11 protein-coding genes and 1 pseudogene are annotated in these 15,120 nt (G+C 39.4%); 3 read left to right on the plus strand and 9 right to left on the minus strand.

Annotated features, from left to right (window positions below; all coding sequences use genetic code 11):
* Positions 1-86: 86 nt before the first annotated feature.
* The 9 genes from FTU13_RS06550 to FTU13_RS06590 all read right to left on the minus strand — a co-directional run bounded on the left by FTU13_RS06550 (position 87) and on the right by FTU13_RS06590 (position 10,594).
* On the minus strand, positions 87-536 hold the full coding sequence (locus FTU13_RS06550) for a MaoC family dehydratase (RefSeq protein WP_180023633.1): 450 nt from the start codon (positions 534-536) through the stop codon (positions 87-89).
* On the minus strand, positions 514-2,388 hold the full coding sequence (locus FTU13_RS06555; protein WP_180127638.1) for an ABC transporter ATP-binding protein: 1,875 nt from the start codon (positions 2,386-2,388) through the stop codon (positions 514-516). Before FTU13_RS06555 ends, FTU13_RS06550 begins: the two co-directional genes overlap by 23 nt.
* A gap of 94 nt (positions 2,389-2,482) precedes the next feature.
* Positions 2,483-3,766 (minus strand): GGDEF domain-containing protein, encoded by a 1,284-nt coding sequence (locus tag FTU13_RS06560; protein ID WP_249708660.1) that lies wholly within the window; start codon positions 3,764-3,766, stop codon positions 2,483-2,485.
* A gap of 314 nt (positions 3,767-4,080) precedes the next feature.
* The gene (locus tag FTU13_RS06565; protein WP_180127636.1) at positions 4,081-5,331 is read right to left on the minus strand and encodes a mechanosensitive ion channel family protein; all 1,251 of its coding nucleotides are present in this window, start codon (positions 5,329-5,331) and stop codon (positions 4,081-4,083) included.
* Between the two features lie 246 nt (positions 5,332-5,577).
* Positions 5,578-6,114: a DUF2058 domain-containing protein gene (locus FTU13_RS06570; protein ID WP_078193805.1), complete on the minus strand. Its 537-nt coding sequence runs from the start codon at positions 6,112-6,114 to the stop codon at positions 5,578-5,580.
* 12 nt (positions 6,115-6,126) lie between these two features.
* A complete protein-coding gene (locus FTU13_RS06575) occupies positions 6,127-6,801 on the minus strand; it encodes a YoaK family protein (protein ID WP_078193804.1) in 675 nt (224 codons plus the stop codon).
* Positions 6,802-6,835: 34 nt separating this feature from the next.
* Complete coding sequence (sstT, locus tag FTU13_RS06580; protein WP_078193803.1) at positions 6,836-8,029, minus strand: serine/threonine transporter SstT; 1,194 nt, start codon at positions 8,027-8,029, stop codon at positions 6,836-6,838.
* Positions 8,030-8,233: 204 nt separating this feature from the next.
* Entirely contained in the window at positions 8,234-9,970 is a 1,737-nt protein-coding gene (locus FTU13_RS06585) for a SulP family inorganic anion transporter (RefSeq protein ID WP_180127634.1), read from the minus strand.
* A gap of 306 nt (positions 9,971-10,276) precedes the next feature.
* A complete protein-coding gene (locus FTU13_RS06590; protein WP_078193801.1) occupies positions 10,277-10,594 on the minus strand; it encodes a helix-turn-helix transcriptional regulator in 318 nt (105 codons plus the stop codon).
* A gap of 282 nt (positions 10,595-10,876) precedes the next feature.
* Here FTU13_RS06590 and cysK point away from each other — a divergent pair, with 282 nt between their 5' ends.
* The 3 genes and pseudogenes from cysK to FTU13_RS06600 all read left to right on the plus strand — a co-directional run bounded on the left by cysK (position 10,877) and on the right by FTU13_RS06600 (position 15,120).
* The gene (gene cysK, locus FTU13_RS06595) at positions 10,877-11,875 is read left to right on the plus strand and encodes a cysteine synthase A (RefSeq protein ID WP_111884368.1); all 999 of its coding nucleotides are present in this window, start codon (positions 10,877-10,879) and stop codon (positions 11,873-11,875) included.
* A 626-nt stretch (positions 11,876-12,501) separates the two neighbouring features.
* A pseudogene (locus tag FTU13_RS17625) lies at positions 12,502-12,609 on the plus strand (cation transporter); the annotation flags it as partial.
* A 72-nt stretch (positions 12,610-12,681) separates the two neighbouring features.
* Positions 12,682-15,120, plus strand: a complete 2,439-nt coding sequence (locus tag FTU13_RS06600; protein WP_373423881.1) for a copper-translocating P-type ATPase — start codon at positions 12,682-12,684, stop codon at positions 15,118-15,120.

The raw sequence follows: 15,120 nt of genomic DNA on the forward strand, positions 1-15,120 counted from the left end.
TATCCCACAAAAATTGTTGGACAAACTGACTAGGCTCAACTATTTATAGCGGCCTACCTTAGCGTTGTAAAGTAGGCCGTTAAGGATTAATTCGGTTTAAAATCTTTGGAAAAGACCACAATTTTGGTCGTAGACATATACAGAACGTCATTGTGCTGATTGAGCGCTTGCGTAACATAGGTCACAATGCCGCGGTCTGTCTTACTTTTCGATGGAGTAATTGCTGATATTTCAACTTCTACACGAATTTTATCCCCCGGACGTGTTGGGCGCGGCCAACGCAGACTTGACTCTGAGCCGATTAAGCCATAAGCCACAGGGAAACATTCAGTCCATAAGCGCATTGTTACAGCAGCAGTATGCCAACCACTTGCCGCTAGCCCTTGAAAGATCGGGTGTTGTTGGGCTTTGACTTCATCTGTATGAAATTCCTGAGGATCATAAGCGATGGCAAATTTTTTTATTTCTTCAACAGTCATTTCATATTCACGACTGCTAAAGTGATCACCAACTTTAAGGTCTTCCAGATACAGCATTTTCATCTTCCTTTGATTCTACTTTATGTTGTTCTATTAAAAAGCCACCGGTTTGACGCTGCCACAAGTGTGCATAAATACCATTCAAAGCGACAAGCTCTTCATGGGTGCCTTGCTCAGCAATACGTCCTTGATCCAAGACAATCAATCGATCCATTTGCGCAATGGTTGAAAGTCGATGCGCAATGGCAATCACAGTTTTGCCTTGCATCAAATCATCTAAACTCGATTGAATCGCAGCTTCGACTTCTGAATCGAGCGCACTTGTGGCTTCATCTAAAATTAAAATTGGTGCGTCTTTTAAAAATACTCGAGCAATTGCAATACGTTGACGCTGACCGCCAGATAATTTAACACCACGTTCACCAACAAATGCGTCATAGCCACGTTGACCACGTAAATCGATCAATTGAGGAATGAATTCATCAGCTTTCGCTTTGCGTACTGCATCATACATTTCTTCATCAGTCGCATTCGGACGGCCATATTTAATATTTTCTTCAACCGTGCGATGCAATAACGAGGTGTCTTGGGTCACCAAAGCAATATTTTTTCTCAAGCTATCTTGGGTAATATCTTCTATATTTTGGCCATCAATCGAAATACGACCATGGTTGATATCGTAAAAGTGGAGTAAAAGTTGAATTAATGTCGATTTTCCGGCACCTGAACGCCCGACTATACCGATTTTTTCACCTGGTCGAATGGTTAAATTAAATTGATCGATGACATTTTTATCATTATAAGCAAAACTGACATCTTCAAATTTAATTTCGCCTTGCTGTACTTTTAAGTCGGTTGCATCAGGTTTATCTTGAATATGAATCGGGCGGCCCATAGTCTTCATACCATCTTGAATGGTCCCGACATTTTCAAAAAGGGCAGACGTTTGCCACATCATAAACTCGGAAATACTACTGAGTTTTAAAATCATGGCGGTCGCTGCTGCAATGACCCCAAGCTCAGCTTGACCATCCATCCAAAGCCAAACAGCTGTTCCAAGTACACCACCATATAAAACTATGATCAGCAAATTCGTCGTGATATTGTATTTTGCTGCAAGACGCATTTGCTTATACACCGTCACCATAAATTCTTTCATTGAGGCTTTGGCATATTGGCTTTCACGGCCCGCATGGGCAAATAATTTCACTGTTTGAATATTGGTGTAGGCATCGGTGACACGACCAGTCATTACTGCGCGTGCATTGGCTTGTTCATTTGAAATTTTGCTTAATTTTGGGATGAAATAGCATGCAGAACCAATAAATAAAGCCAGCCAAAGTAATAATGGAACAATCAACAGTGGCGATATAGCACCTAAAATCACGGTGATCGAAATCAGGTAAATGAAGACATAGGCCAACATGTCACCAAGAATAATCCAAAACTCACGTACAGCCAGTGAAGTTTGCATAACCTTGGCAGATAAACGGCCTGCAAAATCGTTATGGAAGAAATCTAAACTTTGTTTCAGTAATAAGTTATGAAATCTCCAACGTAGGCGCATTGGAAAGGTACTATATAAAATCTGATGTTTAATAATGGTTTGAAGGCAAGAAAAGAAGATATTAGCTAATAAAATAAAGCTCAAAATGGTCAGATTGGTCTGGTGCTGCTGTAAAAAGGTTTCAGGTTGAGACTTACTGATCCAATTAACTAATTCGCCAATTTTGGAATAAAGCAGTGCTTCAAAACTCGCTACACCTGCTGTACAGAGTACCAATAACAATAGGTATTTTTTTACACCCTTCGCAGCTTGCCATACAAAGGGGAAAAATTTTGTCGGCAATGGTTTATTCAAGTCCTGTTCAGGATAAGCGTCAACTAAATTTTCAAACCATTTAAGCATGCAGATAACCTGAGATTTTACTGTAATTAATCTTTCTTTCTTCAGCTCTGAGTGTAATGGATTCGCTGGTTTTTCTCCATTTTGATTTGTTTATTTACTTAAAAGTTTGGCTGCAAAAGCTCATAGAATTAAAATGTACAACCCGATTACGACCTTGGCGTTTTGCTTCGTATAGAGCAATATCGGCTTGTTTAATTAACTGATCAAGTTTGGCGTGGTCAGGGTCAATTTTGGAAACACCAATGGAGATCGAAAATTTCAGCAATTGACCATCTATATAAAACTGGTATTGTTCCATTTTATGTCTTAACCGTTCAGCAATTTTTAATGCATCTTCTGGGACGGTATAAGGCAAAAGTACAATAAATTCTTCACCCCCGAAACGCGCCAATATATCGTAAAAACGCATTTCTTTCCGTGCAATTTCAGCAATTTGGCATAACACTTGATCGCCGACATCATGTCCGTATTGATCATTAATCGCTTTAAAATGATCGACATCAAAAATCAAAAGACTGGTACAGACCGTCATTGGGGTTTCTTGGATTTTTTTATTTGCAGCATGTACAAATTGGCGACGATTGCTTAACTGGGTTAATTCATCCGTATGGGCAATTTTGCGCAGGGTATGAAAGTTCCAGTCATCTAGCAGCGCTCTTAGAAACGTTTTACGAGAGTTGAGCGTAGAGTTCCAGCAGATATACATACTGAACAGCAGCACAGGAACGTACACCAATAAAAATATTGTAAAATCACCAAAATCATTAATGCGCCATGCGCCAAAAAGGATCGCTGCCGTGATCATGGCTGAGGTCATAATCGAAGGGCGAAAATGCACATGAATACTTAAATTACCCAATACGATCAAAATAATGGCGGCATATTGATAGCTATGAACCAGTTCATTTTTCGACTGAAGTAATATCTCAAACCAGAGGATTGCAGAAAGGCAAGTCGCTAGTGGTAATATTAAATCGAGCAATTTAATCTGTTTGATATATTTAAACAGAATATAATTCAGACTAAATGCACCAATAATGGCAATGATACGAATCACACCTGAAAGCATTTCTACGTCTGGCAGCACATAGCGATCTGCCCAAAAATAGATTAAAAAGGCCAACTGAGCGAAATAGTTGACCTGCTTTAAATAGTCTTTCTGGTTGTAGTACAAAAATTTGTAATAAGCATTTTTAAACTGTGCCGGAATACGTGCAATCGGGTCGGATAAAGCACGCTCAATACGGACACGATTCTCTAGGTCACATGCTTCTGCCTGTATGAGCGTATGTTTGGCAGAAGTGCGATTCATCGATTCTATGAGTAATTGTGATTCGTTTTTAACTGATTTCCGAGAAGGTTGATTGGGGCCTTCCATGATCAAGTTCCTATTTTTGAAGCGTTTTTATGCAACTGTTAACAAATAGTATCTAAAAATGTCTACATTTGTATAGTATTTGTTCTGATTATTTAATTATATTTAGTTGTTTCGGATGAATTATATTTTTAAGGAATCGAGCGATTAGCGCATTTATCTGATTCGCTTTTATTCCTTATATCGCATGATCTAAAGTAATTGCGGAAGTAGAGGGGGGTAACCGATAGCCCCATGTATATTCAAAAGCCATTGTGACTTTTTAAATTTGCAGAATTTCTTCTTTGAATATACATGGGGAGAGGAAAGTTTAGCTCTTAGCTTCTATCGGCATTTGGTTGAACGAGGTCTTTAAAATCGGCACTAGAAGGAGCTTGATAGATTTTAAGACCAAACTCAGGTGTGATTGCAATCAGATGGTCAAAGATATCAGATTGAATCGCTTCATAATCTTTCCATGCAATTGTTTTACTAAAAGCATAAATCTCTAAAGGTATGCCTTCACTCGTGGGTTGTAACTGACGCACCAAAATCGTTTGGTGTTGGGCAATGCCTGAATGCTGTTGCAAGTAGAATTCTACGTAGGCACGAAAGGTCCCAAGATTGGTTAAACGGCGCTGATTATATTTCGATTGATTTGAAAGTTGCTGATTAAACTGAGCAAGCTCTTCATGCTTATGATCAAGATATTGATCTAATAATAAAAATTCTTTGAGTTTGTTTTGCTCATCCTGTGTCATGAAATGAATAGAGCTTTGATCAATATAAAGCGAGCGTTTGATACGTCGCACACCAGACTGTGCCATACCACGCCAGTTTTTAAAGGTGTCAGTCACCAGTTTATTGGTTGGAATCGTGGTAAAGGTCTTATCAAAGTTCTGCACGGTAATAGTATGTAATGACATATCAATGACATCGCCATCCGCATTGAGCGAAGGCATCTCAATCCAGTCACCAATTCGCACCATGTCATAAGAAGAAATTTGTACCGAAGCCACCAGTGACAAAATGGTGTTCTGAAAAACCAACATGAGCACGGCCGCCATAGCACCAAAGCCTGCGAGTAATGTAAATACATCTTTTTTCAAGAAAGTACCTATAATCATCAGGCCACAGACCAAAAAAATAATCAATTTGACCAACTGCAAATAGCCTTTAATCGGTTTGTTTCTAGATTTTGGATTACGTTGGTAAATCAGATTAAAAATATTCAGTAATTCAGAAATTGCTAAAGCAATGGTCAAGAAGATAAAAGCCTGACAAGCCATCTGCACGATTGAAATAAATTTCACAGATAAATGTGGGACTGTGGTTATGCCATTTAAGATCACAATTGCTGGAACAATGTTAGCAAAGCGTTTAATCACACTATGTTCTGACAAAATTTGACTATGGCTAAAGGCCATTTTAGAAACGAGCTTACGAATTCCACGCACCACAATTTTCTTGGCGATAAAATTTGCAATGATGGCAAAAATAATAATGAGACTGAGCGATGTCAGCAATTCTAACCAAGGGTATTGATCTGACCAATCTTGAATATTTTTAATGAACTGAAATTTTTCCAAAATTATCCTACTCTTATTGAAGTAAATGAAAGGCTTAATGATCAAACTATTGTAATTATGATGATTATATAAGCAATTTTATACTCGTAAACTTTACGGAGTTACGACATGTATAGTCCATAATGTTACTTATTTTGTGCTAAAAATGATTTTTTGAAGGTATAACCTAATTGATGAACTAAAATAAATAAATGTTGAGCTAAAAAAAGCTCCCTAATTGGGAGCTTCATTAGTGATATGAAATGCTTACCACATTAAATCATCAGGAATTACATAAGCTGCATATGGATCTTCTTCATCCGTGGTTTGCTCATTCACTTCAGAATTATTCACAATAATAAAGCCTTCCATTTTCGCATTAATACGGTCGGCTAATTCTTTTGGTAAAAAAGCATAGTTGCTATTTTCACGTGCAATAACAAGACTGCCGGCAACGAGGGCATTATAAATTTGCTGATTGATATAAAGCTTTTTGATCTTGGCATCATCGATAAATTGATAGGTCGATTCGCCATCGGTATCACGAATTTTATGCTGATTAATCATTTGCATGATGGCAGCTTTTAATTCTTTTTCTTGCAAAACTGCTTTACGATCTTGCTCTAAAGCATGATCTTTGGCCATTTTCTGCTGCTGATCTTGCTCAATTTTCGCCTTGATTTCAGCATCTTTACTTTCACCAGTACGTTTTTCATGTATGGCTTGTTTAGACAATTTTTTTGCCTTTTTATTATCGACCAGACCTGCTTTAAGCAGTTGCGCCTGTAATGCATTTTTAACCATAATACGTTCCAACTAATCGTGTATATGTCGATAATGAAAATAGATGATCCAATATACTGCGCTCATGACTAAACTGAGTGCGGCAGGAATCAGGAATGCGTTTAATTTTAAATAAGGATAAAGCCAACTGGCAAGTATGCCACCAACGATAAATCCCGCCAAAATTAATAAATGTAAGACCACACGTTTAGACTCAACCGGAAGTCCACGGGCTTTATAACCCAAAGCCAAACCTAAGTCCGTCAAAACACCAGAAAGGTGTGTGGTACGAATAATGGTACCTTTATAGTGGCTAACCATTGCATTTTGTACACCCATAGCCACACATGCCCAAAGCAAAGCGTAACGTGGAAAATAGGGCAATAGTAGCCAACACAGGACAATAAAAAAAGCCACCAAGCTTAATGGGACGCCATAACGTCTGGTTAAGCTAAAGTGACTATTTCCAAGAATAAGCCCACTATAAAATGAGCCAATCACATAACAGAGTAAGACTAAAATCAAATAAATAATCGTATTTGGCTGCCATGCAATGAAGGCCATGGCTAACATACTGACATTACCGGTCATGTGAGATACTGACTGGTGCAAGATGGTCACCAGTCCAAGTACATTAATCATTCCTGCATTCACTGCGAGGAAAAAAGCACCCAGTTGTATCCAAAGCGGTAAAGTCTGTAAAGGCATGGCCTCGCCTTAAAAAGTATCCAATATCAGGATATTATCTTAAACCACGGTCTACTGCAGCTGTAAATAATACGTCAGTCGAAGAGTTTAAAGCGGTTTCAGTTGAATCTTGAAGTACGCTAATAACCATACCAATGGCTACAACTTGCATCGCGATATCACTTGAAATACCAAACAGGCCACAAGCCACTGGAATAAGCAGCAATGAACCACCAGCAACACCTGAAGCACCACATGCAGAAACGGTAGCAACGACTGATAAAATTAACATTGTGCTGAAATCAACAGAAATGCCCAAAGTATGAACTGCTGCTAGTGTGAGGACTGTAATTGTGACCGATGCACCTGCCATATTGACAGTTGCACCTAAAGGAATCGCTACGCTTGCAGTTGACTCTGGTACACCAAGACGCTTTGCAAGGTCTAAGTTAACTGGAATGTTTGCAGCGGAACTACGTGTAAAGAATGCAGTGATACCACTTTCACGTAGACATTGGAAAACCAATGGGAACGGGTTTGAGCGAGTCATAAATGCCACCATTAGTGGGTTAATGACCAAAGCTACAAAGAACATGGTACCGAGTAATACCGCAAGTAAGTGCGCATAACTAACAAGCGTTTTTAGACCTGAGTCGGCAAATGTAACAGCAACCAAACCGAAGATACCAATAGGTGCAAAGTTAATCACTAAACGGATCACTTTATTCACTGCATCAGCAGCGTCAGATAAAAAGACTTTGGTGTTCTCTGATGCATGACGAAATGCAATACCTAAGGCAACAGCCCAAGCCAAAATACCAATGAAATTTGCTTCAGAAATTGCTGTAACAGGGTTTGCGACAAAACTTAATAATAAGTTTTTCAATATTTCAGCAAGACTGCCTGGCGGCACAAGGTTTTCTGCAGCAACATCAAGAATTAATGTACTAGGGAATAAAAGGCTTGCTACTACTGAACTTAAAGCAGCAAGGAACATACCAATAGCGTACATCAATATAATTGGTTTAATATATGCATTACTGCTACCCACTTTGAAATTTGCAATGGATGACAGCACAAGTACAAAGACCAGTATCGGTGCTACGGATTTCAATGCCTTAATGAATAAATCACCAAGCAAACTTAAATAGGGTGCAACGCCTGGAGCAACAACAGCAACCAATACACCTAAAATAATGGCGATAATAATTCGGGTTACTAAACTCAAGCGTGTAAATGCTGAAAACATAGGAGAGCCTTGTCAGAATTACAATGACAAAATGATGAAAATTAGCCCTGTATTTTATACGAAAATGTCGCATGCTTAAAAAATAATTTAATTTAAAAATAAACCTTTGTTTTTTATAATCTATTTTTGTGTATTAAAATGTAAACCCTTCAAAACTCACTGTTTATCAAATTCGCATTGATTAAACAGTGAGCTAATAGGCCTTTAAATTTGGTACTCAGAACTGGCTGTCGCAAGCTCTGTAACGGCTTGATAGTGGGTAAGAAAAATTTGACCACTCAAATGCGTGAGTAATTTTGAGTGCTGCAATTTGTCCATGACAGGACCTTTGACCTCGGAAAAATGCAGTCGAATATCTAATTTTGATAATTCAGCATTTAAATCTTCCAACATTTCTAAGGCACTGAGGTCAATTGAACTGACGCTTGAGCAGTTGATAACAACATGCTCTAGATCAATATTTTCACTGACTTCATTGATCAAGAAACCTTTAAGCGTATTGGCATTTAAAAACGAGATATTTTCATCTATACGGAGCGAGAGTATATGTGGTGCGGTATAGACATGATGGCGCTGTACATTGCGGAAGTGCTGTGTGCCCTCAACCAAGCCGATCACCGCAATATGTGGACGACTAATGCGCCATAACAACAGAATAAAGGTAGAAATAATACCAATAATGAGACCAGTAGAAATGTCGATACACACCACACCGAAAAAGGTCACCCACATCGCAATACCATCAGCTTTTGAATAACGCCATGTATCCACAAAAGGTTTAAAGTCGACTAATTTCCAAATAGAAACAATAATCGTGGCCGCCAAAATGACTAAAGGTAAGTCTTGGAAAAAACCAGTGAAGTAGAGACTGACAACGATAATCAGCAATGACGACAACACGCCAGCCATCGGTGTTTTTGCACCTGCATCTGCATTAACAACTGTACGCGATAAGCTACCCGTCACAGGAAAGGCAGAGCTAACACCTGCGCTTAGATTGGCTAAACCTAAAGCGATCAACTCTTGGTTACTATTGAGTTGGCTGCGTTGTTGTAAGGCAGTGGCTTGGGCGATAGACAGTGACTCAACAAAACTGATCATGGCAATCATTGTTGCACCGGGCAGTAAGGTTTGTACCAGTTCCCAGTTCCAATGTGGAAAGCTTAAGGGTGGAAATCCTGAAGGAATTTCACCGACGGTTTTAATGCCGACATTTTGCAGGTCAAATAACATCACCGATGCAATCGAGATCACCACTAGTATCAATGGAAGTGCTTTACTTAGAAAGGCAGTAGAGCCGAATCGAGATTGGATCGATTGAGTGGCCAACATTTTTGGTACATAGATTAAAAACAGTATGGCCAGCACACCAAAGATGAGTGAAGCAAAGTGAGTCAAACTCAGGTATTCCCACAGACTTAAAACAAACTCAGGGATGTTGTTGGCTTTTAGCGGGACATCGACAAGAAACTTAAACTGACCAAGTGCAATGAGCAGTGCCGAAGCAATAATGAAGCTTTTAATGACAGGATGACTGATCAACTGAATTAAAAAACCGAAACGTAGTACACCTAGCAGCAGAGAAATCAGCCCGACCATTAAGGCCAAAAGTGTAGCGGCTTCAATATAAACAGGCGAACCAACTTCAAATAGCGGATTGAGCGTGGCGAAAGTCATCATCGAAATGATTGCCACAGGGCCTATCGATAAGGTTGAGCTTCCACCAATGAGGGCGTAGACAATCATCGGTAAAATACTGGCATATAAACCCATGATTGGAGGTAAACCTGCCAGCATGGAATAGGCCATACCTTGAGGAACCAACATGGCAATCACGATCAGCGAAGCAAGTACATCAGATTTAAATTTCACGGTGCTGTAGTGCTGTAACCACTGCCAAGCAGGAAATTTCTGTAAGAAATGAGGTTTTAAATCTGACATAAACTTATCTAAATCACAATTTCATATATATTATGCATAAAAAATGCTAAGAAGTCTTGTGCAATAAATTGACCGTGCAATTTCGCTGTTTATTTACGGGATATGTAAGAAACCATCATTCTAAATGAATTAATGAAAAGTATGAGCTGATTTAAAGCTTTGGATATTCGATATAAATATAGATATTGAAATTTTGAAGAAGTCTGGAGGGTAAATTTAGATATTGAATTGCTGTCCATTGCGATAATTCATCTATAGTGGTGCAAGAACAGCATGTCTGGCTTGAAATTTTAAAATAACTGAGTGTTATTTATAAGATTGGTTGCAATACAATTGGTAAAGAGTATTGAGAACTTGAACTAAATTTGCATCTTTAATTGAATAATAAATTTGCTTACCATCACGACGCGTGGTCACAACATCACTTTTGCGTAACATCATTAATTGTTGTGAGAGGGTTGGCTGTTTAATATCAGTGATTTCTTCAATCTGAGACACATTCAATTCTTGCTGTGCTAGATGACATAAAATTAGTAGACGATCCGTATTTGCCAGCGACTTTAAAACGCCCACGACTAATTCGGCAGAATCACGCATAGTAGTGATTTCCAGATCGGTATTCATTGGATATGTCCATACGATTAACAACAGCTCAAGTATACGGATATCACGGCTTAATACATTGAATAAATAAGACAATTTCTATGGTTTTTTATGAAATCAAATATCATTAATTTTTATAAGTTTAAATTTAGTTAATCAGTTAAATTTATTGCTTGATTTTAGTGCAAGCTTTCACAAAATGCACATAAATATAAGACATTAGCTTAAAAAATCATGCACACTTTCAAAATAATTGTATCATCTAAAGATCGTATTCAATAAATACACAAGGGATAAATAGTCATGACAACAGATTCAGCTTTTCCAGCAACGAGTAATTTAGGTATCGCAGTATATAGTAATAACGCTGAAGCGATTGGTAATACACCTTTAGTTCGTATTAATCGTGCGATTCAGTCAGAAGCAACGGTCTTGGCGAAAGTAGAAAGCCGTAACCCAGCATTTTCAGTGAAATGTCGTGTAGGTGCAGCTCTCATTGCTGATGCAGAAGAAAAAGGTTTATTAAAACCGGGTATGCATATTGTAGAACCTACAAGTGGTAATACAGGGATTGCTTTGGCATTTGTTGCAGCTGCGAAAGGTTATGCAATTACATTAACCATGCCAGCAAGTATGAGTATTGAACGCCGTAAGGTGTTGAAGTCTTTTGGTGCAAATCTCGTATTGACTGAACCTGCTAAAGGCATGAAAGGTGCGGTCGAAGAAGCACAGCGCCTCGTTGCCGAACATCCTGAAACGTATTATTTACCACAACAGTTTGAAAACCCTGCAAACCCTAAAATTCATGAATTGACCACTGGCCCAGAAATTTGGGAAGCGACCGGTGGTAAAGTGGATATTTTAGTTTCAGGTGTAGGTACAGGCGGTACGATTTCAGGCATTTCAAGCTATTTTGAAAAAGTGAAAAATCAGCCGCTTTATTCTGTTGCGGTAGAACCGGCTGAATCTCCGATTATTGCCCAAGCGAAAAAAGGCGAAACACTGACTCCTGGGCCACATAAAATTCAGGGGATTGGCGCTAACTTTATTCCGGGTAACTTAGATCTAGACCTTGTTGATGAAGTGATCGGTATTGAAAGTGCTGAAGCAATTGAGTGGGCGCGTAAAACGGCTACTCATGACGGTATTTTAGTGGGTATCTCTAGTGGCGCGGCAATGGCAGCTGCGGCAAAACTTGCTGCACGTCCTGAGAATGCAGGCAAAACCATTGTGGTCATTTTACCGGATGGTGGTGAACGTTATCTTTCTTCAGTTTTATTTGAAGATATTAGTGCTGACTAATAATTCTGACATGAAAAAAAGCCCGTTCAATTGAATGGGCTTTTTTATTGATGATTTCGTTATTTATAAGTATCTTAAGCCGGGTCTTGATCATCGTTTTTGGGATTTTGTTGTTTTATTTTTCGTTTAGGCGGTTCATGTCCTAACTTTCGAGCGATGTATTTAAACAGGAAGCCTAAGAGTATGCATATCGTGACAGCAGGGATAACCACTTGAGTGAGCCAAACATCAATATGATCTAGACTCCAACTTAAAATTAAAAATAAAAAAGCACACAAATATGCGCAGTTAAAGCAAATGTTCGACAGTTTGTACATGCGAAAGAGAGTAATTCGTTTGGTGGTCACGAATCTTTATCTTACTGAATAATGAGGAAAGGTGTAGTTTTAATATCAGAAAAACAAACTAATTGAATAATGATTATTCAATATTATTGATTATATTTTTGAATATTCGCAATTTTTTATATCGTAAAAAAAAAGCCTTGCTGTGAGTCAGAAAAACTTGACCTTCCCATTGTGGTAAAGTTTAAGCTATAGCCTAAAACAAGCACATATGATTGGGATGTTGCCATGACAGATTCGACAGAACACAAACTTTTTGATGGCACACTTGCTATTGAAGGGATGACCTGTGCTTCTTGTGTGGCACGGGTGGAAAAAGCCTTAAAAAAAGTCGATGGCATCACTGATGCTCAAGTGAATTTAGCCACAGAAACAGCACATGTTCAGAGTGATAAAAATGTGGATTATTCTGCTGTAATTCAGGCCGTTGAAAAGGCAGGTTTTGGTGTTGCACAGAAGCAGATTGAGCTTGAAATTGAAGGGATGACTTGCGCATCGTGTGTTGCACGTGTTGAAAAAGCATTAAAGACAGTTCCAGAAGTCATCGATGCAAAAGTGAATTTGGCAACTGAAAAAGCCACGATTACGGCATTGGCATCTGTTGAAAATTCTGCATTGGCGAAGTCTGTAGAAAAAGCAGGTTTTCATATTGCACAGCCCAATATTGAATTAAATATTGATGGAATGACCTGTGCTTCATGTGTGGCACGGGTTGAAAAAGCCTTAAACGCTGTAGACGGTGTCAATAAAGCAACGGTAAATTTAGCCAGTGAAAAAGCCTTTGTTCAGGCTCCCGCTTCAAAAACACAAAAATTGATCGCGGCAGTTAAAAAAGCGGGATACAGTGCTAGCATTGCTACGCAGCAACAACCGACAATGGCAGAAAAAAAAGCCGACGAAGCTCGGTTACTCAAACGTGATTTAATCATCGCATTGGTACTCGCTGTTCCTGTTTTTATCTTGGAGATGGGATCACACATGATTCCAGCTTTTCATCATTTTATTGCGCATAATTTAGGAACACAAAATAGTTGGTATATTCAGTTTATATTAACCACTTTGGTGTTAATCCTACCCGGAAGACGCTTTTATCAGCACGGCATACCAGCACTTGCGCGACTTGCCCCGGATATGAATTCTTTGGTCGCAGTCGGGACTTTATCTGCTTATAGTTTTTCTTGTGTTGCAACATTTGCTCCGCAATTATTACCGCAAGGTACGGTTCATGTGTACTTTGAAGCAGCCGCAGTAATTGTGGCGTTGATTCTTTTGGGTCGTTTTATGGAGGCGAAAGCCAAAGGTAAAACATCGCAAGCTATTCAATACTTAGTCGGCATGCAACCCAAAACAGCACGTGTAGAGCAATCTGGTACCTTTATAGATTTGCCGATTAGTGATGTTAAAACAGGTATGTTGATTGAAATTCGGCCTGGTGAACGTTGCCCAGTCGATGGTGCTGTAGTGTCTGGGAACAGTTATATTGATGAATCCATGATCAGTGGCGAGCCAATTCCTGTCGAGAAAAAAGCCGGTGATCAAGTTGTCGGTGGAACGATTAACCAAAATGGGGCCTTGAAAATACAAGCCACTGCGGTAGGTCAAGATTCTGTTTTGGCACAAATTATCCAGATGGTTGAACAGGCTCAGGGTTCAAAATTACCGATTCAAGCTTTGGTGGATAAAGTCACGTTATGGTTTGTACCGGTGGTAATGGCGTTGGCGTTGATCACCTTTTTAGTTTGGTATGTAGTTGGACCTGAACCGAGTTTAACCTATGCCTTAGTCAATGCTGTAGCAGTACTGATCATCGCATGTCCATGTGCAATGGGTTTGGCAACACCAACGTCTATTATGGTCGGTACAGGGCGAGGTGCAGAGCTTGGAGTATTGTTCCGTAAAGGTGAAGCCTTACAACAACTCAAAAATACTCAAGTGGTTGCAGTCGATAAAACAGGGACATTGACGGAAGGTAAACCGAAACTGACAGATTTTGAAGTCACTGAAGCTTTTGATAAAGATCGCGTATTTCAGTTATTGGTCTCTGTAGAGCAGAAATCTGAGCATCCGATTGCCTATGCCATTGTACAAGCTGCAAAAGAGATGCAAGTGCAACTTTTAGAGGTTGAGCATTTTGATTCCGTGACTGGTGCTGGGATTCAGGCCGTTGTTGAAGGACAAAGCATTTATATCGGTGCAGATCATTTGATGCATAAACTTGGTTTAGATACACAAATCTTTTCATCACTGGCGGAACGCATGGGCAATGAAGGGAAAACCCCGCTCTATGTATCGATCGATCAACAGCTTGCTGCCATTGTTGCTGTAGCCGACCCGATCAAAGCTACAACCTTTACAGCCATTCAAGCTTTGCATGATTTAGGGCTGAAAGTGGCCATGATTACAGGCGATAACCGACATACTGCCACTGCCATAGCACGACAGTTGAAGATTGATCATGTGATCGCTGAAGTAATGCCAGACCAAAAAGTGCAATCTGTACAACAATTGCAAAAAGAACATGGTGTGGTTTGTTTTGTCGGCGATGGCATTAATGATGCGCCTGCACTTGCGCAAGCAGATGTCGGCATGGCTATTGGTACAGGGACAGATGTGGCGATAGAGGCCGCGGACGTTGTGCTTATGTCGGGTAATTTACAAATGGTACCGACAGCGATCGCACTGAGTACTGCGACGATGAATAATATTCGCCAAAACCTATTTTGGGCATTTATTTACAATGCAGCATTGATTCCTGTCGCTGCAGGTGTGTTATATCCATTCTTTGGCATATTGCTTTCACCTATGTTCGCCGCAGGTGCAATGGCACTTTCATCGGTGTTTGTTGTGTCAAATGCCTTGCGTTTAAAAGCATTTAAAGGGCCAGTTTTTCAGGAGTCTTGA

It is taken from the genome of Acinetobacter sp. YH12064 (genome assembly GCF_013419735.1).
Classification (GTDB): domain Bacteria; phylum Pseudomonadota; class Gammaproteobacteria; order Pseudomonadales; family Moraxellaceae; genus Acinetobacter; species Acinetobacter amyesii.

Bases quoted from the DNA above. Each gene is read 5' to 3' on its own strand.
- FTU13_RS06550 (WP_180023633.1), bottom strand. From the start codon at position 536: ATGCTGTATCTGGAAGACCTTAAAGTTGGTGATCACTTTAGCAGTCGT.
- FTU13_RS06555 (WP_180127638.1), bottom strand. From the start codon at position 2,388: ATGCTTAAATGGTTTGAAAATTTAGTTGACGCTTATCCTGAACAGGAC.
- FTU13_RS06560 (WP_249708660.1), bottom strand. From the start codon at position 3,766: ATGGAAGGCCCCAATCAACCTTCTCGGAAATCAGTTAAAAACGAATCA.
- FTU13_RS06570 (WP_078193805.1), bottom strand. From the start codon at position 6,114: ATGGTTAAAAATGCATTACAGGCGCAACTGCTTAAAGCAGGTCTGGTC.
- FTU13_RS06575 (WP_078193804.1), bottom strand. From the start codon at position 6,801: ATGCCTTTACAGACTTTACCGCTTTGGATACAACTGGGTGCTTTTTTC.
- sstT (WP_078193803.1), bottom strand. From the start codon at position 8,029: ATGTTTTCAGCATTTACACGCTTGAGTTTAGTAACCCGAATTATTATC.
- FTU13_RS06585 (WP_180127634.1), bottom strand. From the start codon at position 9,970: ATGTCAGATTTAAAACCTCATTTCTTACAGAAATTTCCTGCTTGGCAG.
- FTU13_RS06590 (WP_078193801.1), bottom strand. From the start codon at position 10,594: ATGAATACCGATCTGGAAATCACTACTATGCGTGATTCTGCCGAATTA.
- cysK (WP_111884368.1), top strand. From the start codon at position 10,877: ATGACAACAGATTCAGCTTTTCCAGCAACGAGTAATTTAGGTATCGCA.